Source organism: Rhodoferax sp., from assembly GCF_028689305.1.
Classification (GTDB): domain Bacteria; phylum Pseudomonadota; class Gammaproteobacteria; order Burkholderiales; family Burkholderiaceae_C; genus Rhodoferax.
This window is the reverse complement of record NZ_JAQTWM010000018.1, coordinates 1-21,043: the sequence shown is the minus strand read 5'-3', so window position 1 is coordinate 21,043 and position 21,043 is coordinate 1. Positions and strand designations below refer to the sequence as shown.

The 21,043-nt window shown below is 59.9% G+C and carries 22 protein-coding genes and 1 pseudogene; 6 read left to right on the top strand and 17 right to left on the bottom strand.

The features are described from left to right. Positions 1 to 50: 50 nt before the first annotated feature. Positions 51 to 1,712, bottom strand: a complete 1,662-nt coding sequence (locus tag PHW99_RS05880; protein ID WP_300174705.1) for an alpha-D-glucose phosphate-specific phosphoglucomutase — start codon at positions 1,710 to 1,712, stop codon at positions 51 to 53. A 173-nt stretch (positions 1,713 to 1,885) separates the two neighbouring features. Here PHW99_RS05880 and PHW99_RS05875 point away from each other — a divergent pair, with 173 nt between their 5' ends. From PHW99_RS05875 to PHW99_RS05860, 4 genes are all read left to right on the top strand, one after another. Next, positions 1,886 to 3,517 (top strand): peptide chain release factor 3, encoded by a 1,632-nt coding sequence (locus PHW99_RS05875; RefSeq protein ID WP_300174703.1) that lies wholly within the window; start codon positions 1,886 to 1,888, stop codon positions 3,515 to 3,517. A 1-nt stretch (position 3,518) separates the two neighbouring features. Further along, positions 3,519 to 4,400 carry an HAD-IIB family hydrolase gene (locus PHW99_RS05870; RefSeq protein WP_300174701.1) on the top strand — a complete coding sequence of 294 codons (882 nt, stop codon included), beginning with the start codon at positions 3,519 to 3,521 and terminating at the stop codon, positions 4,398 to 4,400. A 5-nt stretch (positions 4,401 to 4,405) separates the two neighbouring features. Next, positions 4,406 to 5,596, top strand: a complete 1,191-nt coding sequence (locus PHW99_RS05865) for an MFS transporter (protein WP_300174699.1) — start codon at positions 4,406 to 4,408, stop codon at positions 5,594 to 5,596. Between the two features lie 72 nt (positions 5,597 to 5,668). After that, a complete protein-coding gene (locus tag PHW99_RS05860) occupies positions 5,669 to 6,130 on the top strand; it encodes a DUF2721 domain-containing protein (protein ID WP_300174697.1) in 462 nt (153 codons plus the stop codon). 39 nt (positions 6,131 to 6,169) lie between these two features. Here the strand turns inward: PHW99_RS05860 and nhaD are convergent, their stop codons facing one another. The 10 genes from nhaD to PHW99_RS05810 all read right to left on the bottom strand — a co-directional run bounded on the left by nhaD (position 6,170) and on the right by PHW99_RS05810 (position 16,035). Beyond that, positions 6,170 to 7,450 (bottom strand): sodium:proton antiporter NhaD, encoded by a 1,281-nt coding sequence (gene nhaD / locus PHW99_RS05855; RefSeq protein WP_300174695.1) that lies wholly within the window; start codon positions 7,448 to 7,450, stop codon positions 6,170 to 6,172. Between the two features lie 78 nt (positions 7,451 to 7,528). After that, entirely contained in the window at positions 7,529 to 9,004 is a 1,476-nt protein-coding gene (locus PHW99_RS05850; RefSeq protein ID WP_300174693.1) for a bifunctional serine/threonine-protein kinase/universal stress protein, read from the bottom strand. After that, positions 9,001 to 9,753, bottom strand: coding sequence for a metallophosphoesterase family protein (locus PHW99_RS05845; protein WP_300174691.1), 753 nt, complete (start codon positions 9,751 to 9,753; stop codon positions 9,001 to 9,003). The genes PHW99_RS05850 and PHW99_RS05845 overlap by 4 nt, the downstream gene beginning before the upstream one ends. A 96-nt stretch (positions 9,754 to 9,849) precedes the next feature. Then, positions 9,850 to 10,332, bottom strand: a complete 483-nt coding sequence (locus PHW99_RS05840) for a hypothetical protein (protein WP_300174689.1) — start codon at positions 10,330 to 10,332, stop codon at positions 9,850 to 9,852. Between the two features lie 80 nt (positions 10,333 to 10,412). Continuing rightward, the gene (locus tag PHW99_RS05835) at positions 10,413 to 10,577 is read right to left on the bottom strand and encodes a hypothetical protein (protein WP_300174687.1); all 165 of its coding nucleotides are present in this window, start codon (positions 10,575 to 10,577) and stop codon (positions 10,413 to 10,415) included. 115 nt (positions 10,578 to 10,692) lie between these two features. Beyond that, entirely contained in the window at positions 10,693 to 12,351 is a 1,659-nt protein-coding gene (locus PHW99_RS05830) for an MFS transporter (RefSeq protein ID WP_300174685.1), read from the bottom strand. A 302-nt stretch (positions 12,352 to 12,653) separates the two neighbouring features. Then, positions 12,654 to 13,700, bottom strand: a complete 1,047-nt coding sequence (locus PHW99_RS05825) for a histone deacetylase family protein (protein WP_300174683.1) — start codon at positions 13,698 to 13,700, stop codon at positions 12,654 to 12,656. Positions 13,701 to 13,758: 58 nt separating this feature from the next. Further along, positions 13,759 to 15,255 carry a class I SAM-dependent DNA methyltransferase gene (locus tag PHW99_RS05820; protein ID WP_300174681.1) on the bottom strand — a complete coding sequence of 499 codons (1,497 nt, stop codon included), beginning with the start codon at positions 15,253 to 15,255 and terminating at the stop codon, positions 13,759 to 13,761. Positions 15,256 to 15,277: 22 nt separating this feature from the next. After that, positions 15,278 to 15,718 (bottom strand): putative toxin-antitoxin system toxin component, PIN family, encoded by a 441-nt coding sequence (locus tag PHW99_RS05815; RefSeq protein ID WP_300174679.1) that lies wholly within the window; start codon positions 15,716 to 15,718, stop codon positions 15,278 to 15,280. Next, positions 15,715 to 16,035 (bottom strand): AbrB/MazE/SpoVT family DNA-binding domain-containing protein, encoded by a 321-nt coding sequence (locus PHW99_RS05810; protein WP_300174677.1) that lies wholly within the window; start codon positions 16,033 to 16,035, stop codon positions 15,715 to 15,717. Before PHW99_RS05810 ends, PHW99_RS05815 begins: the two co-directional genes overlap by 4 nt. A gap of 118 nt (positions 16,036 to 16,153) precedes the next feature. Between PHW99_RS05810 and PHW99_RS05805 the strand changes: the two genes are divergently transcribed. Further along, positions 16,154 to 16,507: a hypothetical protein gene (locus PHW99_RS05805; protein ID WP_300174675.1), complete on the top strand. Its 354-nt coding sequence runs from the start codon at positions 16,154 to 16,156 to the stop codon at positions 16,505 to 16,507. A gap of 1 nt (position 16,508) precedes the next feature. Next, complete coding sequence (locus PHW99_RS05800; RefSeq protein ID WP_300174673.1) at positions 16,509 to 17,105, top strand: zeta toxin family protein; 597 nt, start codon at positions 16,509 to 16,511, stop codon at positions 17,103 to 17,105. Positions 17,106 to 17,142: 37 nt separating this feature from the next. Here PHW99_RS05800 and PHW99_RS05795 read toward each other — a convergent pair whose 3' ends face one another. From PHW99_RS05795 to PHW99_RS05770, 6 genes and pseudogenes are all read right to left on the bottom strand, one after another. Beyond that, on the bottom strand, positions 17,143 to 17,985 hold the full coding sequence (locus PHW99_RS05795) for a PIN domain-containing protein (protein ID WP_300174671.1): 843 nt from the start codon (positions 17,983 to 17,985) through the stop codon (positions 17,143 to 17,145). 78 nt (positions 17,986 to 18,063) lie between these two features. Then, entirely contained in the window at positions 18,064 to 18,951 is an 888-nt protein-coding gene (locus tag PHW99_RS05790) for a GIY-YIG nuclease family protein (protein ID WP_300174670.1), read from the bottom strand. A 7-nt stretch (positions 18,952 to 18,958) separates the two neighbouring features. Further along, positions 18,959 to 19,489, bottom strand: a complete 531-nt coding sequence (locus PHW99_RS05785; protein WP_300174669.1) for a protein-export chaperone SecB — start codon at positions 19,487 to 19,489, stop codon at positions 18,959 to 18,961. Beyond that, a complete protein-coding gene (locus tag PHW99_RS05780) occupies positions 19,479 to 19,955 on the bottom strand; it encodes a helix-turn-helix transcriptional regulator (protein ID WP_300174668.1) in 477 nt (158 codons plus the stop codon). Before PHW99_RS05780 ends, PHW99_RS05785 begins: the two co-directional genes overlap by 11 nt. A 12-nt stretch (positions 19,956 to 19,967) precedes the next feature. Then, positions 19,968 to 20,453: a type II toxin-antitoxin system RelE/ParE family toxin gene (locus PHW99_RS05775; RefSeq protein WP_300174667.1), complete on the bottom strand. Its 486-nt coding sequence runs from the start codon at positions 20,451 to 20,453 to the stop codon at positions 19,968 to 19,970. A 131-nt stretch (positions 20,454 to 20,584) separates the two neighbouring features. Next, positions 20,585 to 21,043: pseudogene (locus PHW99_RS05770) on the bottom strand (hypothetical protein); the annotation flags it as partial.

Sequence of the window (21,043 nt, the reverse complement as noted above, 5' to 3'; positions counted from 1 at the left end):
AGGGTGTTCTCCTCGTTTTGAATTTGGTCAACGCGTTGTGCGCCAGAGCTTCAGGTCGCCACACTTGGCCCTGCCATGCCAGTGCGTGTGCGGATCCCCGCCACCTGTTCAGCCACTGCGGCCAACTCCGCCAGGGCCTGCTGAACAGGCGTGTCCTGACGGCTGGGGTCCGCCTCGTAGCGCTCCAGATAAACCCGTAACGTAGCGCCCTCAGTGCCTGTACCCGATAACCGAAACACCACGCGCGCACCGTCATCAAACATCAGCCGCACACCCTGGTGTGCCGATACCGAGCCGTCCACCGGATCAGCATAAGAAAAATCGTCAGCCAGCGTGACCGTCCGCGAGCCAAAGGCCTGCCCCCGCCAACCTGGCAAGCCGGCGCGCAGATCCGCCATCAGCGCATCGGCGATGACCGTCGGGATACCCTCGTAGTCATGCCGCGAATAATAGTTGCGTCCATAGGTGTGCCAGTGCTCACGCACCAGCGACTCCACCGAACGACCGGTGGCCCCCTGCAGGTTCAACCAGAACAGAATGGCCCACAGACCGTCCTTTTCGCGCACATGGCTGGACCCGGTGCCATAACTTTCTTCACCACACAGGGTGACACGACCGGCATCAAGCAGGTTGCCAAAAAATTTCCAGCCGGTCGGTGTTTCAAAGCAGGGAATTCCCAGCACCTTGGCCACCCGGTCCACCGCAGCAGAAGTCGGCATGGAACGTGCCACTCCCAGCAGGCCGTCGCGGTAGCCTGGTATCAGCCGGGCATGCGCCGTCATCACCGCCAGGCTGTCCGATGGCGTGACGATAAACTGCCGCCCCAGCACCATGTTGCGGTCGGCATCACCGTCCATCGCCGCACCATAGTCCGGGGCATCGGCACGCATCATGTGGGCAATCAGGTCTTCGGCGTTGACCGGATTGGGGTCCGGGTGCAGGCCACCAAAGTCCTCCAGGGGCAAGGCATTCACCACCGTACCACTGGGCGCCCCCAGTTCGTTTTCCAGAATGGCTTTGGCGTAGGGGCCACCCACGGCGTTCATGGCATCCAGGCGCAGGGTAAAACCACGCTGGAACATGCCCCGCAGCAGATCAAAGTCAAACAGCGAGCGCATCACGGCGGCGTAGTCAGCCACCGGATCAATCACTTCGACCTGCATCTGATCCAGCCAGCGCACGCCTAAAGTATCAATATCGATATCCGACGCATCGCTACACCGGATTTCGCGCAGGTTTTGGGAGCGTGCGTAGACCGCCTCGGTCAGTGCTTCATTGGCCGGACCGCCATTGCTGGCGTTGTATTTGATGCCGAAATCACCGTCCGGCCCACCCGGGTTGTGGCTGGCCGACAGAATGATGCCACCCAAGGCCTGGCGCCGGCGGATCACGGCACTGGCAGCCGGTGTGGACAAAAGGCCACCCTGCCCGAGCAACACCCGCCGCACACCATTGGCCGCCGCCTGTTTGAGGATGGTCTGCACCGCCAGGCGGTTGTGATAACGCCCGTCGCCCCCCAGCACCAGCGTCTGATCATGCAGTGCCGTTCCGGCCGGGCCATCGGCACGGCAGCCATTGAGCACATCCAGCAGGGCCTGGACAAAGTTTTCCAGGTACATCGGCTGCATGAACACCGTGACTTTTTTGCGTAACCCGGAGGTGCCCGGTCTTTGCCCGGCAAAAGCTTGAGTGGGAATCGTCTGGTTGGCCATGGTGACGGGTGCCTGTGGCTGCTGTTACAACTTGAATTTAGCACCATTTGACGCGATCTGACGGTGCGGCCCAGCCTTTAAAATCAACGGCAATCGACCCGCCGCCGTTCCTCCTGAAGGTGCGGGTACCCCACTGGCGCCCAGGACTGGCGCCCTAGACCCGAGAAACCCCTGTGACTTACGCTTTTGAAACCCGCCGCCGCCGCACTTTTGCCATCATTTCCCACCCGGATGCGGGTAAAACCACGCTGACCGAAAAGCTGCTGCTGTTCTCGGGCGCGATTCAGATTGCCGGCTCGGTCAAGGCACGCAAAGCCAGCCGCCATGCCACTTCCGACTGGATGGAAATCGAAAAGCAGCGCGGCATTTCGGTGGCCTCCAGTGTGATGCAAATGGTCTACCGCGACCACGTGATCAACCTGCTCGACACGCCCGGCCACAAGGACTTTTCTGAAGACACCTACCGCGTGCTCACCGCCGTGGACTCGGCGCTGATGGTGATTGATGCGGCCAACGGCGTGGAAGCGCAAACCCGCCGCCTGATTGAAGTCTGCCGCCAGCGCGACACCCCGATCATCACCTTCGTCAACAAGATGGACCGCGAGGTGCGCGACCCGCTGGACATCCTGGACGAAGTGGAACGTGAACTGGGCATGCCCTGCGTGCCCATGACCTGGCCGGTGGGCCAGGGCAAAACCTTCGGCGGCATCATCAACCTGCGCACCCAGGCCATGACGGTGTTTGAGTCGGGCAGCGAGCGGCGCCCGCAAGACTTCGAGACCGTGCCACTGGCCCAGCCCGAGGCCCTGGCCACACGCTTTGGCCACGACTGGTCCACCGCGCTGGAGAGCATGGAGCTGGCCACCGGCGCCTCCCCCGCGTTTGACCGCGAAGCCTTCCTGGCCGGCAAACAAACCCCGGTGTTCTTCGGCTCAGGCGTGAACAACTTTGGCGTGATGGAGGTGCTGGACGCGCTGGTCGATCTGGCCCCATCGCCCGGCCCACGCACCAGCAGCTTTGTGGTCAACAAGCAGCCGGTCATCAAAGAGGTGCACCCCGAGGACGACGCATTTTCCGGCGTGGTGTTCAAGGTGCAGGCCAACATGGATGCCAACCACCGTGACCGCATTGCCTTTGTGCGCATGTGCTCCGGCAAGTACACACCGGGCATGAAACTCAAGGTGATGCGCACCGGCAAAGAACTGCGCCCGACCAGCGTGGTGACCTTCATGAGCCAGCGGCGCGAAGCGGTGGAAGAAGCCTACGCCGGCGACATTGTGGGTTTTACCACCCACGGCGGTGTGCAGCTGGGCGACACCATCACCGACGGCTCGGTCAACCTGCTGTTCACCGGACTGCCGTTTTTTGCGCCGGAAATGTTCATGACTGTGGTGCTGAAAAACCCGCTGCGGACCAAACAGCTGCAGCAGGGGCTGGCCCAGCTGGGGGAAGAAGGTGCCATCCAGGTGTTCAGGCCCGAGATGGGCGGCAACATGCTGCTGGGCGCCGTGGGGCAACTGCAGTTTGAAGTGGTGCAGCACCGACTCAAGGGTGAATACGATGCCGACATCCGCCTGGAGAGCAGCCAGTACACCGGCGCGCGCTGGATCACCGCCGACACGCCACAGGAACTGAAGGACTTCGTCAACGCCTATCCACAGCGCATGGCGCGCGACGCGGCCGACACCCTGGCCTACCTGTGCACCAGCCCATATGACGTGCGGCTGGCGCAGGAGCGCTTTCCCAAGATCCACTTCCACCCGCTACGCGAGCACGCCGGGCTGGCGCTGCAAACGGCCGCCTGATATGGACGCATTGGCACACTGGCCACTGGCACAACGCCGTCGCATTGTGGGCGTGTTGACCGACATCGACGACACCCTGACCACCGACGGCGCCATCACCCCTGATGCCCTGGGCGCCCTGGCTGATCTGCAGCAGGCCGGTTTGCATGTGATGGCCATCACCGGGCGGCCCATCGGCTGGTGTGGACCATTTGCTTGCGGTGATCTGGCCCGGGGGGTGATGCCCTGGCCGATGGACGCCTTTGTGGCCGAAAACGGCGCGGTGGCCTGGGTGGAAGCGGTTGCCGCCTTGTCGGAGTCGGTCAAGAATACAAGCAAAAATGGCCTCCAGCCCGCACAAAATAAGCCTAGACAGCTATCAAAAATATATCAACAGGATGCCACCACACGAGCCGACAATCACCTGAAGATGCAGCTTGTGGCACAACAGGTCCTGCACGAGATCCCCCACGCCCGGCTGTCGCAGGATTCACCCGGACGCGAGACCGACATAGCCATTGACCACAGCGAGTTCAGTCACCTGTCGGCGGCAGACATCGCCCACGCGGTACGCATCATGCAAAGCGCCGGCATGACAGCCACCGTCAGCAGCATCCATATCAACGGCTGGTACGGCGAGCACAACAAACTCTCGGGCGCACGCTGGATCGTGCGCGAACTGCTCCAGCGCGAGCTGGACCAGGAGCTTGACCAGTGGGTCTATGTTGGTGACTCCACCAACGACCAACTCATGTTTGCCCACTTTCCCCACAGCGTCGGGGTGGCCAACATTCGCCGCTTTGAGGCCGAGCTGACACACCAGCCGCGTTACATCACGCGCAGTGAGCGCGGCACTGGTTTTGCGGAAGTGGCGCAGGCGATTTTGCAGGCGCGCGCCGTATAAGGGCCATGGCCAAAGCCCAACAGGCCCACGCAGCCGGTTCAAAAAGAGGTCTTGTCAGCGTCTTTTTCTCCACCCTGTTTCAGCTGTCCGGGGTTTTCATGCTGTCACCTCTGATGTTGCTGACACTCAAGAAGGCCGAGGTGTCCACCACGGTGGCGGGCCTGTTTGCGGCTTCGACCTGGCTGGGCATTTTCGTCATGACCCCGTTTGCGTCCATCGTGACCCAAAAAATGGGGCGTAGAACCACCATGTGGCTGTCTTCAGCCATGCCACTGGTCGCTGCGATGGTCTTTTTCACGACCACCAGCCTGGGGTTATGGCTGGCTCTGGTCCTGATGGCCGGCTTGGCCGACGGGCTGCGCTGGGTGCTGGCCGAGGCGTTTATTGCCGAATTCGCCCCACCCGGGCAAACTGGCCGCTACATCGGCGCCTTTGCCACCATGATCGGACTGACCTTTGTGATTGGTCCCACACTGCTGGCCTGGATCGGCCCCGACAGCCGCGACGCACCGTGGCTGGTCATCGCCCTGCTCACCGCCGGTCTGGCCTGGACGGCATGGATCCCCGTGCTGCCGCCGGATCACGACACTGGCACCGCCCACGTCGGTCTGAACGGGCTCTGGCATGCCGTGCTGGCCCACCCGGTGGTCATGCTGGCGGGTTTTGTGGGTGGCTTTTTTGAGCTGGGCCTGGCCTCGGTCCTGCCGCTGTATGGACTGACGTTGGGCCTGGGTGCGAGCGCGGCGGCCTTGCTGGTGTCCGTCAGCGGTGCAGGAAGCACCTTGGTGGCCATGCCTGCGGGCATCCTGGCAGATCAATTTGCATCACCGGCCCTGGGGCGGCGAACCTTGATGACCGCCTTGACCGCACTGATCTTGCTGGTTACCTTTGCCAGCCTGTTTGTGACCCATCACAGCTGGCTGGTGTGGCCGATGGTGTGTATCTGGGGCGCAGCTGGCGGCGCCCTCTACACCTTGGCCATGATTGACATTGGCGCGCGTGAAAAAGGGCTGGCGCTGGTCAACGGCACCGCCGTGCTGGTGCTGACCTACACCCTGGGTGGCCTGGTGGCCTCGGGCCTCTCCGGCGCATTGATTGAGCACACGTTGACCGTCGGTTTCCCGGCCCTTTCACTGAGTGTGGCTGCGATCGGTCTGGCCGCGCTTCTGTACACCAGACGCAACACCGGCTGTTGATGTGATCACCGCGCTTTCCCGGTCCCAACGTCGGGCTTGCTAAAGTCAGCAACCCTTTCACTGGAGATACCCATGTTTTTTGCCACCGATCTCAGCACCGTCACCCACGGCATTCAACTGGCCGTCGCCCCGGTGTTTTTGTTGACCGCCGTGGCCGGCATGATCGGCAGCGTGGCCGGGCGGCTGGCCCGCATCATTGACCGGGCACGCATCCTGGAGGACCGCATTGACGCAGCCCCTGCATCAAAACCCATGGAGCATGCCTTTACAGAACTCCGGCGGCTGCGCCAGCGCGGCATGTTGGTGAACACCTGCATGGCCCTGCTGACACTCTGCGCGCTGCTGATTGGCCTGACGATCATGGCCCTGTTTCTGGGCGAAACCACCGAAATGCAGATTTTCCGCATCGCCACCATCCTGTTTCTCTCGGGGGTGGTCTGCTTTTTATTGGCTCTGCTGTGTTTTTTGGTGGAGACCCTGCTGGCCACGCGGGTGCTCAAATTTGCCCGCGCGACACACCCTGAACCGTCCTGACCCCAACACGTTCACAGGTGAGCGAAGCCCCCGGCAACGTCAGCGCGACAGCTGGAACTGGGCCACATACACCAGTGCACCCGCCAAATACCCCATCAGGGCCAGCCAGCTGATTTTTTTGAAGTACCAGATAAAGTCAATTTTTTCCAGGCCCATGGCCGCCACCCCGGCAGCCGAACCGATGATCAGGATCGAGCCCCCGGTACCAGCACAGTAGGCCATGTATTCCCACAAGAAGCTGTCGGCCGGGTACTGGGTCAAACTGTACATGCCCATGGACGCTGCCACCAACGGCACGTTGTCCACCACCGCGCTGACCAGGCCAATCAAGGTCACGATGATGTCCTGACGGCCCACGGTGGCATCCAGCCACGTGGCCACCGAAGTCAGGATATGGCTGTGCTCCAGCGAAGCCACCGCCAGCAGGATGCCAATGAAGAACACGATCGACCCCATGTCGATCTGGGTCAAGGCATGCGCCAACGTGAAATGGGCCTTTTGGTCTTCTTCCTTGTGCTTGTGCACCAGGTCCCCCACCAGCCACAAAATCCCCAAACCAAACAAAATGCCCATGAACGGCGGCAAATGGGTCAGGGTTTTGAAGGCCGGCACCGCCACCAGGATGCCCAAACCCAGGAAGAACATCAGGTTTTTTTCAAAATCGGTGGCTTGTAATTGATCATCGTCCACACTCCTGACCGCCATCACCTTGCGCCCCCGCAAGATGAAACTGGTGACGCCCAATGGCACCAGCAAATTCACCATGGAAGCCAGAAAAACATTTTTCATGATGGCCAGGGTGGTGACCTGGCCACCAATCCACAGCATGGTGGTGGTCACGTCGCCAATCGGCGTCCAGGCCCCACCGGCATTGGCGGCAATGATGATGATGCCGGCAAAAAACAGGCGATCCTCACGCTGGTCCAGCAGCTTTTTCATCAGCGACACCATCACGATGGCGGTGGTCAAGTTATCGAGGATCGAGCTCAGGAAGAACGTGACAAATCCGACCATCCACATCAGCGAAGACAGCTGGGTGGTTTTGATGCGTTTGGTGATCACGTCAAAACCGTTGTGGGCGTCAACCACCTCCACAATCGTCATGGCCCCCATCAGAAAGAACACAATCTGGGCCGTGCCCATCAGGGATTCACCCAACTGATCCCCCACCAGACGCGCATCCCCCATGGCCACGGCATAAACCGTCCAAAGCAAACCAGCTCCGATCAGCGCCGAGGCCGACTTGTTCACCTTGATCGGGTGTTCAAGCGCAATTGCGGCGTAGGCCAACACAAAAATCACCACCAGCAGGGTCACCATGAAATCCGTCTCCTTTTATGAATTCAATCTCATTGTCTCAAGATTTCACCCGCGTATATCCGGCGCAAACTGTGCGGACTAGAACGGCGCGTCCAGGTCCTTGTTCCACATCGGCTTCAATTTCTGGGCTTGTTCCACCAGAAGTTCAAAGGGCAAGGACTGTTTGACCAGAATCACCGTGCACGGGGCATCCATGGCCACCTTGATCGGAACCGTGGCCACAAACCGTTGTGTCAACAGGCCATGGGTCGCTGCTCCCATCACGATCACACTGACATGATTGCCTTTGGCATAGTTGACTAGGGCCTGGGCCACATCTCCCGATTCCAGCACCTGAAAGGAAATCTGGTTGCCAGGGAGGTTCAGGGGCTGTGCCCACTGCCGCAAGGCGGCCAGTTGTTTGCGATGGACACTGGTCTCACTGTGTTCGTCGCTGGATGAACTGGTGAGCCCTGGCGAAATGACGGTGACACAGGCCAGCTGTGCACCGGGCCGGGTGCCCATGGAGCGCGCCACGGCCTGCCGCAACGAATACAACGTCGCATCCGTCACGTCCCGGTTTGGTACCGCCACCATGACAATCGGTACCTCTTCGATCTGCTGCGACGGCGGTGGGCTGGGTTGGTAGTGCATGCCGGCCGCCTTGATCCAGCGCTTGAAGTGGGTGCCAAAACCCGTGCCCTTGACATTGCGGCCACGTTCGGTGATCGTCACCTGATCAGGGTTGCGCAAGTCAAACGCCAGATGCGCGGCTGACGGGTAACGTTTGGCCGCCTCGGCCTCCAGGCAGCGCAGGATGATTTCCTGCAACCACTCCGGCAATTCAGGCTTGAGCTTGCGCGGAGGAACCGGGTCCATCCAAAGACGCTGACGCAGTCCAGCCTGCGTCTGCGGCTCGCCAAATGGCGCCTCTCCTGTCACCAACTGGTACAACATCACACCAATGGCAAAAATGTCGCTGCGTGGGTCACCTCGCACACCCACCACCTGTTCCGGGGAAATCCAGATCGGCGAACCCACCGCCTTGCGCAACTGTTCGGCCAGCAGATCAGGATAAGAGGTGTTGCATGACAAGCCGAAGTCCAGCAACACGGCGCTGCCGTCATCCCGGATGATGACATTGGCCGGCTTCAGGTCCAGGTGGACCGTGTTTTGCTGGTGCAAACTATGGACGCCCGTGGCCACGGCGGCTCCCAGCCGAGCCACCTCTTGCGGGGAAGGTAAACGTTCAGGGTCGAGCCAGTGTTCGAGCGTTTTCCCCTGCACATATTCCATGACCAGATAAGGCACGTTTTCCAGATCACCGGCCGCGACAAAACGTGGCACATGCGACCCTGCCACCGTCTGCATGATCTGGTATTCCACCTCGTAACTGACGATGTTTTCCGCACCATCACCCGCCGTCATACGCGGGATTTTCATGGCCAGCGGAAAACCCGGGTCTTGCGCGCCGGCAGTGTAATGAACACGGTAGATATGCGCCATCCCTCCGGAATGGATGCACTCGTCGATGGTGAAACCGTCGAGCTCTTCCCCTGGCTCCAGCAACTTCATTGTCCCCTCTCCAGTCGATCGGCAAAAAAGACCGGCAAGCCCGCGCGACGAATCGCGGTGGCCGCCGCCTGGTAATCGTAGTCCACCCGATGAAAGGTCAACTGCAGCTTGTCGGTGTCAAACATGGCGTACATGGCCTGCGGGTTACCATCTCGCGGCTGCCCAACCGAGCCAATGGTGGCCAACCAGCGCCGGTGTCTTGGAACAGGTACCGCGATGCCAGGTGTGGGTTCAAATTTCATCAGACTTGCCCCCATACCACCGTAATACAGAGTCTGCAGATGGACATGTCCGCCAAAAATGTAACGAACATCCGGCCAGGCGGCACCGGCATCCATACTGGCGGTCGCCGCACGCTGGTCAGAAACGTAGCGCCACAACGCCGGACCATCCAGGCTGGCATGTACCAGTAAAACGGCTTGGTACTGGAGAGTCAGCGGCAGTTTGTCCAGAAAATCTTTTTGCTGCGCATCCAGTTGCGCGCAAGTCCACTGCGCCGTGCTGTTGCCGAGATGTTTGGCGTCAACCGGAGGTGTCACCGCCATGGCGTCGTGGTTGCCCTTGACCACCAGGGCACCTTGTGCCACCAGGTCACGCACCTTGTCGATCACGGCCACCGGGTCAGCACCATAACCCACCAGATCTCCCAGGAAAGCAAATTGCCGTGCACCAGCAGATTCGGCGTGCTCAAGGCAGGCCTCCAGAGCTTGAAAGTTGGCGTGAATATCGGACAACAAAGCCAATTTCATGCAGCCTCCTTGTGTAAGTAAGCACCCATCATCGGACGCAAACAGACGACGCCCTCGTTTTGCAGGGCCGAGTCCATCCGGGTCGGGTGTCTGAAATCAATACTTGAGGGCGCGCTCAAGATCCACGCAGGTCTTCTCGCCTGCTGCTTCCTGTATTCTTGGAAGTAGCGCGAGCAGGTCGTCGTAACCACTCGCCGCCTCTACCGCGAGATTCAGCCTGAACCCGCGCAGGCCCAGGCTGGCAGTGACCTTGGTCGCCAAAGGCATGGCGGCAGCGTAACGCTGCTGAGGTGTCTTGTCCGGCTCCGGGGCAGGGGGTGTGGTGGGCTGCGCCTCATTCACCACAGGGTCACTGGATGCGCTTGACGCACGGGCTCCCGGTACCTCGGCGATCAAGCCCTCGCGCAGCAAGTAGGCGATATCTTCTGCCGTGATACCCATGCCCGCCGTCGCGGCAAGCACCTGTTCGTGCGACTTGATCCCATCAAACAGAATAAACGCCGCGCGCTGGCGCGACGACAACAGCGCAGAACGGGCCTTGAAAGCCTGTTGGCCGAGCTCTGTCTTGACGTATTTCATGCGCAAATTCTAGTATTTGAATCTCTCAAACCACTACGGAAATACCCTTCCTCACGCCAGCCAGCAGCCCCATGCAAGCGCTATTTTGCGGCGCTGACTGGCGCTGATGCAGATGCGGCCGCTTCGGGTGCATGAGTGGCTTCGGCACCGTGCTTCTCACCCCCCATATCAATATTGCCCCCCTTGCTCAACATCAGGATCGCCAAGCCGGCAAACACCACAAAAGCCACAACAATTTTCCACATATCAAATACCTTGAGAAATAGCCCCGCATGAAGGGGGCAAAAAAAGGCCCTCGCGTGGAGGGCCCCGGTCACCACGCACCAGGCCACGTGGCCCGGTGTGTCGAATCTAAAACACTCAGTCGTTGGCGTAGATATCCACGTCCTTGGTTTCCTTGACAAACAACATGCCAACCACAAACGTCATACCCGCCACGATGATCGGATACCACAAGCCGTTGTACATATTGCCGGTCTGCGCCACGATAGCGAATGCGGTAGTGGGCAGCAAGCCGCCGAACCAGCCGTTACCAATGTGATACGGCAGCGACATGGATGTGTAACGAATGCGGGTCGGGAACAGTTCCACCAGCATGGCAGCAATCGGGCCATACACCATGGTCACCAGGATCACGAGGTAAGTCAGGATCGCAATCACCATGACTTTGTCGATACGTGCCGGATCGGCTTTGCTCGGGTAACCAGCCGCCTTCAAGGCCTCAGCCACAGCCTTCTTGAATTCGCCATCTTTCTTCTTGGCTTCGTCAGCAGGCAGACCCTTGGAGGCATAACTCTGGATCTCGACTTCACCAATCTTGATCTTGGCTGGTGTGCCGGCAGTGCCCTGCAGGTTGTCATAACTCACAGACGAGCCAGCCAGCACTTGCTTGGCGATGTCGCAGGAGCTGGTGAACTTGACCGTGCCAGTGGGGTTGAACTGGAAGGAGCATTCGGCCGGATCAGCGGTGACGGTCACCTTGTTCTTGGCTTGCGCTTCGGCCAGTGCCGGGTTAGCGGCCTTGGTCAGGGCGGTGAACACCGGGAAATAAGTCACAACAGCCAGCAGACACCCCGCCATGATGATGGGCTTGCGGCCAATCTTGTCAGACCAGGCGCCAAACAAGATGAAGAAAGGTGTGCCGATGATCAGGGAAACTGCCACAAAAATGTTGGCTGTGGGGCCATCCACCTTCAGTGCCTGGGTCAGGAAGAACAACGCGTAGAACTGGCCCGAATACCACACCACAGCCTGACCAGCGGTCAAACCGATCAAGGCCAAAATCACGATCTTCAGGTTTTTCCACTGACCAAAAGACTCGGACAAGGGCGCCTTGGAGGTCTTGCCTTCAGCCTTCATCTTGGCAAAAGCCGGAGACTCGTTCATGCTCAAGCGGATCCACACGGACACAGCCAACAGCAGAATGGACACGATGAACGGAACACGCCAGCCCCAGTCGGCAAACACAACCGGGCCCAGGACTGTTTGTGTACCCAGAATCACCATCAGGCTCAGCATCAGGCCCAAAGTGGCCGTGGTCTGAATCCAGGAGGTGTAAGCGCCACGCTTGCCCTGAGGAGCGTGCTCGGCCACATAGGTTGCCGCACCACCATACTCACCACCCAGTGCCAGGCCTTGCAACATGCGCAGGGCGATCAGGATCACCGGCGCAGCCACACCAATGCTGGCGTAGTTCGGCAAGATGCCCACGATGAAGGTGGACAAACCCATGATCAAAATGGTCACCAGGAAGGTGTATTTACGACCAATCATGTCCCCCAGACGGCCAAACACCAACGCGCCAAAAGGACGCACGATGAAGCCGGCAGCAAACGCCAACAGCGCAAAAATGAAGGCCGAGCCCGCATCCAGACCACTGAAGAACTGCTTGGCAATAATGGCTGCGAGTGAGCCGTAAAGGTAAAAGTCATACCACTCAAAAACCGTACCCAAGGATGAAGCGAAGATCACTTTCCTCTCTTCAGGCGTCATGGGCCGTGCGGCCACTGCAGTTGCCATATTGATATCTCCAGTCTAGTTTGAAAGAAAGCACCTCGACGGGCGCTGGGGTCGAATGTTATGGAAGCCACTGACAGAAAACTGACGTAACTTTCCTGTCAAGCAAGGGTTATCCCTTGGTTTTTTCAAAAACCGGGTAGTAACCCTGACGCCATTTATTACGATGCAAAATTTGCGGGACTTTAGCGGTCTTCCCCTCAGGGTTTCCTCTAGTAAAAATACTTTCCCGCTTTTCCGCCAATGACTGCCTTCCAAGGCTCGCTTGCCAGCATGACCCACCCTTCCTGCCGCTGCGACCTGCGTCAAGCCGTGGTCTGCCAGAAACCCTGCAACACATTCACGGCATTCACACCCACTTCAGCCACGGCATAACCCCCTTCAAACACAAACACCGTGGGCAGCTGCGCGCGGGCCAAGTCTTCGCCCACACGCAGGTAGTCGCCTGTCTGAAGCTTGAAGCCCGAGATTGGGTCGCCGGCAAAGGTGTCCATGCCCAGCGACACCACCAGGGCCTGGGCGCCAAACTGCTGGATGCGTGCCAGTGCGGTGTCCAGCGCGGCGGCCCAGTGGCGGTAGTCCGTACCGCGCGGCAACGGCAGGTTGAGGTTGGCACCTTCACCCGCACCCGCACCGGTCTCGTCGGCATGCCCCAGATAGAACGGGTATTCGGTGCGCGGGTCGCCGTGGATGCTGGCAAAGAACACGTCGGGCCGGTCGTAGAAGATGGCCTGCGTGCCGTTGCCATGGTGGTAGTCGATATCGAGCACCGCCACCTTGGCCAAGCCGCCATCGCACAGGTACTGCGCGGCCAACGCGGCGTTGTTGAGGAAGCAGTAGCCGCCAAAAAAATCGGCGCCCGCATGGTGGCCGGGCGGGCGGCTCAGCGCAAAGGTCGCGCGGTCGCCCGCCAACACCTGCTGCGCCGCGCTCAGCGCACAGTCGGCGCCAGCACGCGCCGCTACCCAGGTGCCGGCGGTGAAGGGTGTGCCGGCATCGTAGGAATACAGACCGACCTTGGCGGCGAAGTTGTCGGGCTCGATGTCGGTGCGAAAGGTGCGCGTGGGCCACACGGAAGGGAGGATGTCCCTGTCCGCATTGGCTGGGTCCAGCGCCAGCCACTGCGCCCAGGCCGTGCGCAGAAAGGCCAGATAACGCTGGCTGTGCACGGCCAGCAAGGCCTGGTCATCAAACACCTGCGGCGGGCGTACACTGCCGAGCTGGCGATGTGTCAACTCTGCCAGCACATGGTCAACCCGCGCCGGTACTTCAAAACACGGCACCAGGGCGCCACGGAACATTTCGACTTTGCCCTGGTGCCGGGCGTGCAGGTGGTTGTAGAAGGTTTTCATGTCTGCACTATGAATCAAATCGGCATGTAACCCGCGTGAAATTTGCGCAAGAAGCTATCTAATCAATAGCATTTTCAGTCAGATCGGCGGCGATCAGCTTGAACTGCTCCAGCGCCGCCTGCAGGTCTTCCACAATCTCCTGAGCGATCACACTTGGTGCAGGCAGGTTGTCGCTGTCGGCCAGGCTCTCGTCCTTGAGCCAGAAAATGTCCAGGCTGGTCTTGTCGCGCGCCACCAGTTCGTCATAGCTGTAGGCGCGCCAGCGGCCATCCGGCTTCTCGGGTGACCACGTGGCTTGGCGCCGGTGGCGATTGCCGGCCTGGTACAGCGCCACAAACTCATTCAGGTCCGCCCGCGTGAGCGGGTTGGTCTTGAGGGTGAAGTGTTTGTTGGTACGCAGGTCGTAAATCCACAACTGCCGGGTCCACGGTGTTTCACTGGCACCCTTTTTCTCAAAGAACAGCACGTTGGCCTTCACACCCTGGGCGTAGAACAGGCCGGTGGGCAGACGAAGGAGCGTGTGCACATCGCACTCGTGCAGCAGCTTTTTGCGGATGGTCTCGCCCGCCCCGCCTTCAAACAGCACGTTGTCCGGCAGCACCACGGCCGCGCGGCCGTGGGTGGCCAGCAGGGTCTTGATGTGCTGCACAAAGTTGAGCTGCTTGTTGCTGGTGGTGGCCCAGAAGTCGTCGCGCTCAATGGTGTCTTTCTCGGTGCTGGTGCGGCCGTCTTCGCCCACGATGACGGTGCTGCTCTTTTTGCCAAACGGCGGATTGGCCAACACCACCTCAAAGCGCTCGCCGGGGTCGGCGGCCAGTGCATCGCCCACCACCACGGGCACGGATTTTTCAGAGCCAATGCCGTGCAGCATCATGTTCATGGCGCACACGCGCGCCGTGCCCTGCACCAGCTCATACCCCGTGAAAGCTTTTTCTTTCAGGTGCTTAAGCTGCTCGCGCGTCAGGCTTTTGTTGTGCGCCGTGATGTAGTTGTGTGCTGTGAACAAGAAGCCACCCGTGCCGCAGGCCGGGTCGGTGATGCGCTCACCGGGCTGCGGGGCAATGCAGTCCACCATCGCCTGGATGAGTGCACGCGGCGTGAAGTATTGGCCCGCGCCACTCTTGGTGTCTTGGGCGTTTTTCTCCAGCAAGCCCTCATACGCATCGCCTTTTACGTCGGCACCCAGAATGGTCCAGGTCTCGGCGCCAATCAAATCCACGATCACGCGGCGCAGCTTGGCCGGGTCTTGAAACTTGTTTTGTGCCTTGCCGAAGATCAGCCCCAGCGTGCCTTTCTCTTGCCCCAGCTTCTCCAACAGGTGGCGGTAGTGGTCAAACAACTCGTCACCATCCTTTGCCAGCAGCGTGGGCCAGGCGTAGACGGTGGGCACGATGCTGGACTGGTTGTAGGGCGGCGCGCTACGCTCGTCGGCCATCTTGAGGAACAGCAGATAAGTGAGCTGCTCCACATAGTCGCCATAGCTCATACCGTCGTCGCGCAGCACGTTGCAGTAGTTCCAGAGCTTCTGGACGAGGGAGTTGGTGGTGGTGTTCATTGGCTTCAATCAGTAGCGAGCATTACACATCAAGGTAGCCCTTGCAAAACGCATCCAAAGTCAAAATCGGGCAACCGCTGGCCTGCTCAAACTCTGCAGCAATGGCCAGCAGATCCCGGTCACCGGACACCAGCACTTGCGCTTTGCCCACCACCGCCAAATGCATAAACGGTTCGTCCAGCACATCGCGGCACGGGAGTACCTGGGGCGGCGGCTTGGGGATGCGGACCGTCTGGGTGTAAGGCAGGTAGTCGGCCAACAATTCGTCCTGGTCAGCTTGGGAGAGGCGGAACTTGGGGTAGGCCAGCACCCGCACCAGCTCTTGCACCGTGACCGTGCTGGCCAATGGCAGTAGTGCGCCCCGCTGCCAGGCCCGGCGCACCTGCCCTGCAGCGCCACCGCCAAACACCAACGCGGACAAGACCACGTTGGTGTCCAACACCACGCGCACAGGGGCGCTCATGCTTTGGGCAGAGGCTTTTTGGCAACCGACTTCTTGGGCTTGGCAGGCTTTGACGCATACGCAGCCACTGGCTCGGCAGCCATAGCTGGCGCGGCTTGCGGCGCTCTGGCCCAGGCCACGGCGGCGGTCATATCGTCATTGGTGAGGTTGAGTTCCGCCAGCTTGGCCCGCACCGCGTCACCGCGCTGAATGCGCACGGGCGTGAGGATGATCTGCCCGGCACGGGCCTCCACATCGAAGTATTCCGTGGCACCCACGGCCTGCGTCACGCTCTTGGGCAGCGTAAGCTGGTTTTTGGAAGTGAGTTTGGCAAGCATGGCATTTTGCGGAAAGTAAGGATTCATTACTTTAACGATGGATAACTCATTTGTCTAGCCACGTCTATTGCAAGGAATTACCGTAATGGCGCAAAATGCGCCAATCAGGAGAAATTCTATGACCCAAGCTCACAGCGGTTTTGCATCCGTCAAACTACCCACCGCTTTGGTGAACCAAGCACGTGAAGCTGCACAGCCCATGCGCCGCTCGGTGGCGGGCCAGGTGGAATACTGGGCCACACTGGGCCGCATCGTGGAGCACAGCGGCCTGACTGCGCAAGAAGCACAAACCGCCATTGCCACCTACGAAGCCGCCGCCCGGCGCGCTCGCCCCGCCGCAAGCGAACCGGCCAGCCAGGCAGACGCCCTGCTTGCCCAATTTATGGCCGTGGAAAACGATGGCAGCCTGGCGCAGCGCGTGCGCGAGGTGGTAGCCAGCAACCGGAGTAAAGCAGGCCCGACAGCCGCCTGACATGGGGGAACCCGTCTTCTACCTGCTGGCCGGACCCAACGGCGCTGGCAAGTCCACCCTGTACCGCGCGCTGGTGTTGGCAGGCACCATCCCGGCCACCGCCGAATTTGTGAACGCCGACCTGCACGAGGCTGCCCACCTGCAACACATCACCGACCCAGAGCAGCGCTCTGAACATGCACGCCAGTGGGCCGATGCGCGCCGGGCCGCGCTGTTGCGAGCAGGCCAATCGTTTGTGAGCGAAACCGTGTTCTCACACGAATCCAAACTGGCGCTCATTCAAGAAGCACAGGCAAAGGGCTTCTTTGTCATGTTGCTGGTGGTGGCGCTGGATCAACCAGAACGCCTGCTGGCGCGCGTCGCGCAGCGCGTTACCGAGGGCGGCCACCCGGTGCCGCCCGAGCGCATTCTGGCGCGCTACCCGCGCACGCTTGCCCACCTGACCCACGCGGTGCGCGTGGCCGACGCCGCCATTCTTTACGACTCTGCCGAAGTGACACCCGGCACCCACACTGCCGTGGCCACCTGCAAAGGCGACTGGACGCAAGAGCTGGTGCAGCCCATGCCAGAATGGGCGCGGCGCGTGCTTTGGGATTGAAATAGGGCTCTAGCCCTCGCGAATACTGTGCAAGCGGCTATTTGCGGCCGTAAACCACCTCATCACCGATAAACCACACAGAGCCCGCAGCCTCCAGCTTGGCCACCATGGCGTCAACCTGTTCGGCGGTGCTGTCTTTGCCCAACAGCGCGCCCACATGCCGCAAAAACGGCTTTACCTTTTGTGGTGCTTTGCTACCCATCTTGACAAAGCCTTGCTGAATCCTGGCCAGGGTCTTGGCCTCGGGGGTGGCCTGGGGCACAGGTGCGGGCTTGGGTGGTTTGGCTGGTTGTGCTGCTTTGGCTGGCTTGGGTGCCGTAGCTTTCTTGGCCACGGCTTTTTTGACTGCAGTCGCTTTCTTGGCTGCGGGTGCCTTTTTGGCAGCAATAGCTTTGACGGGCGCCGCCGGCTTGGGCGCAATCTTCTTTGCCACTGCCTTTTTCGCTAGGGCTTTCTTGGCCACTGCCTTCTTGGCCGCTACAAGCACGGCTGCTGGCACAGCGGGTTTCACCACAGCAACCTTCTTGACAGCAGGCACCTTGTAGCCAACGCGCCGGGCACGAAACTCAAGCATGCGGGCATGGGCCAGCATGGGGTCGTACCCACGGTCGTTGGCTACCACCACCAACTCGGCGTCCGGGTGTCTGGCCGCCACATAGCCCAAGTAGAACGCCACATGGAAGTCCAGCGCATTGGGCCCCTGGCCCGAGCGCGGCACCAGCGTCACCCGCTCGTGGCCGGCAGCGTAAGCCTGCGCCTGCTTGGCTTGGTGCGGGCCATGGAACAGCCACACGTCGGTAAACCCCGGTGCCAGCTTGGCCAGCGCCTCCAGTGACGGCTGGACGTTTTCATAGTCCAGCAGTACGTGCAGCTCTTTCATGCTCTTCCCCCAGAAGAAATCGGGCTCTAGCCCTCGTATTTATTGCTCAAGCAGCTATCAAAAAAGATGCAAATGGGTTTACTGCCCTGCCTCCGCCTCTTGCAACACCTTCAGCGTGCGCCCGTCCGCGCTCTTCCACTCCACGCGGCCATTGGCGCCACGGCCCAGAACCGTGGCGGCGGCATTGCTTGGAGAACTAAATACATAGTCTTGCGTGAATCGATACACGCTTTCCACTTCCACCAACACGCCACTGGTCAGCAAGACCTGGCGCATCGCCTGCAGATTGCCCCCCAAGGAAGTACCGACCTTGGGCGTTGCAGTGGAGCCCGCGAGCACAACGAAACCCTGTGCCGTGTCCATGCCCCTGGCCTCGAAACCTCTACCGCCGCAAGTTAACACCACTCCGACGGCATCAGCAACTGCCGCACCTGCCGCCAGTGCAATCGGTGCCGACAGCCTGACCTGCTCAAACGCATGCACCCCCAGCACCGGCAGCATGCCCAGCATGTGGCCCAGGAAGACTTCCATGTCGGCCCGGCCGGCCTCGCTCAGGGATGGCTCGGCGGGCTGGTTGGCGTTGTCCAGCGGCATGCGCTTGGCGGCGCGGGCCAGGGCGATGAGGCGCGACTCCAGAAACTGCACATGCGCCTTGTTGAGCTGCCCGGCCGTGGTGGTGGTGAAGCCGATGGCGCGGGTCCAGAAGTCCTTTTGCGCGTAGTGGCTCTCCAGCCGGGGGCGGATGGGGTCGCCCTCGCCCACGTAGAGCATGTCGCCCTCGCCGTCCGGGCGCGGCCCCAGCAGCAGGTACACCCCGGTCTGCGCCAGCTCGGGCCGGACCTTGACCTGCGGCAGCAGCGCACGCGGGAACACCAGCGCCTTGCCGATCCAGTTGGACTTGTCGACGATGCGCAGGCCGTCGGGGTCGCCGTCGGCGACGAAGATGCGGAGGGAGAAAGGGGTCAATTCCGACCTACACCTCTGACTCTGGCTTCGCTTTAGCTCTACGCTTTGGCGAAGACGATGCCGGCAAGGCCGCAGGCTCAACTCTCTCAGATTGGTGCTTAGCTAAATCTTGGAAATTCAGTGATGGCAACAACAACGGCCCATGGGCTGACCTGCTAGTAATGGTGCTCACCATCTCGCGCACAGCCCCGTACAACAGCGAAGCACCGTTAACCAACGCACGAACTCGGCGCTCTTCGGCTTGCCCATCTACTTGGGTTAGGTGCATACGCACAATGCCACGGACGGAAACCTGAATGTTGTAGGGCGCTTGAGCATCCTCTTTAGGGCCAACGCGCAAAGTCAACTTGACGCCAAAGTCGGAGTATTTTTCCTTTTCGTCCAATAAGGCCAAGCCAGTATCTGCCGACATTGCAAGTTTTCCGGGGAAAAACACCAAGCCAGGTGCAAATGCCGGGTCGGCTTTGTACCCGTCCACGGGCACCACAGACACTCCATCAAACGTGTACTCCAGCAACTGCAAAGGGCTAAGCTGCACAGGCAACCTCCTGGAACATCGCGTCGTTATTGGACGCTTCGAACTGCCAATCAAAATGCACGAACTCCGCGGCACCATCGAATCGACCTGCCATCGGCTGCATAGTTTTGCGACTCATCCAGCTTTGCAGATCGGGCGCATCCACCATATCCAGCGCCAAAGTAGCTTGTGAATCCCAAGGCTGGACAGCTGCGGGGGCACCTGCTTTGCGAAACACAGCATCAAAGGTATAGCCCAAGGCCTTGGTCACTGCCGCAATGGTCTGGACTGTAAGATTTTCGTTGCCGGAAAGCACTTGCGTCACGCGCGCACGACTCCAGCCCAAGGCACGTGCCAGATCAGCACGCGACTTGCCTGCGTGGTGCAGCAGCAGCGTCAAATCAGCTGCCACATCCACGGCCTTGAGCTCTTCTGCCAGCCCTTCGTGGGCAGCAATCAAATCGCCAAAAAGAGGTTTGTGTTCCATAGTCATCTCACTTCATTCAATCCACTGCAGACCCGCTGCAGTTCGGGATGCCGTCAAAAATTCAACCACGGCCTGCTTGGCTTGGTTGATGTCTTTTGCTGAAAGCCTGTCAGTACGTTTGGGCAATGTGTGCGTCAACAAGACCACCTTGTCGGCCGCGTAATAAAACAGAATCCGAATGTCACCATGCCGATACCGCCACACCGTTTCTTCCTTCTTGGTCAGCGCACAGTAAAAAGGAGCAAAAGCCTCGTGCACCGTCTTTGGATCGGCAAGCTGATTAAACGGCTTGCCTAACTGTGCCAACTTCACCAGCATTTTCAAACCCGCCAAAGCTTGCTTGCGGTCACTCCCACCCATGCCACTAACCGTCTCAAACACATTCGCCGAATCTCTTCGCTCAGGATCTGTACACGGCGATACCACTTTGAACCGTCCTTGTGCAGACACCACCCCTGCCTCAAAGTCACTCACCCTGATTTCGGTTAATACGTACATTTGTTTAGTTATAGCTTAACACTTGCAAAGAGTATTGCATTGGGAATTGCACCTAGAAAACCTGCTTACTAAAGGGTATTTAAGGGCAAACAACTGATCGTTCATACAGACTCCCCGCATTTTGCATCGACTCACCGCCGAGCCCATCCAATTTCTCGCAGTAACAACCCAATCGTCGCGAGCGCAAATTCCGCATCGTCTTCGGTCACGTCGCAGCTGCCCTTTTCTTCTTGAACATTCGGCTTACCGCGCGCATGCAGCCGCGCCAACGCCTTGCTTACACCTTGCAAGACCGCTGTCGCCTCGCCGTCCAAAGCAGCAGCGAGCTTGCCCAGATCCTTCTTGCGCAAGTCTGGCTCGTCGCGCTGGCTTGCAAGCCAAGTGCCGACTGCCCACTGTGCGACATCTTTCGCCCGATCCACAATCGACTCAGGGCCTGCGCGATATGCGGCCTCTACCAGCTTACTCAGTGTCTCGCGCACCTTCACCAATTGATCCGGCGGGACTTTGCTTTCAATCAACTCTGGCAGGACACCCAACGATGACCGCGCCCGCAACGTCAGAAAGTCCTCGCCATTGACCGTGCGCTC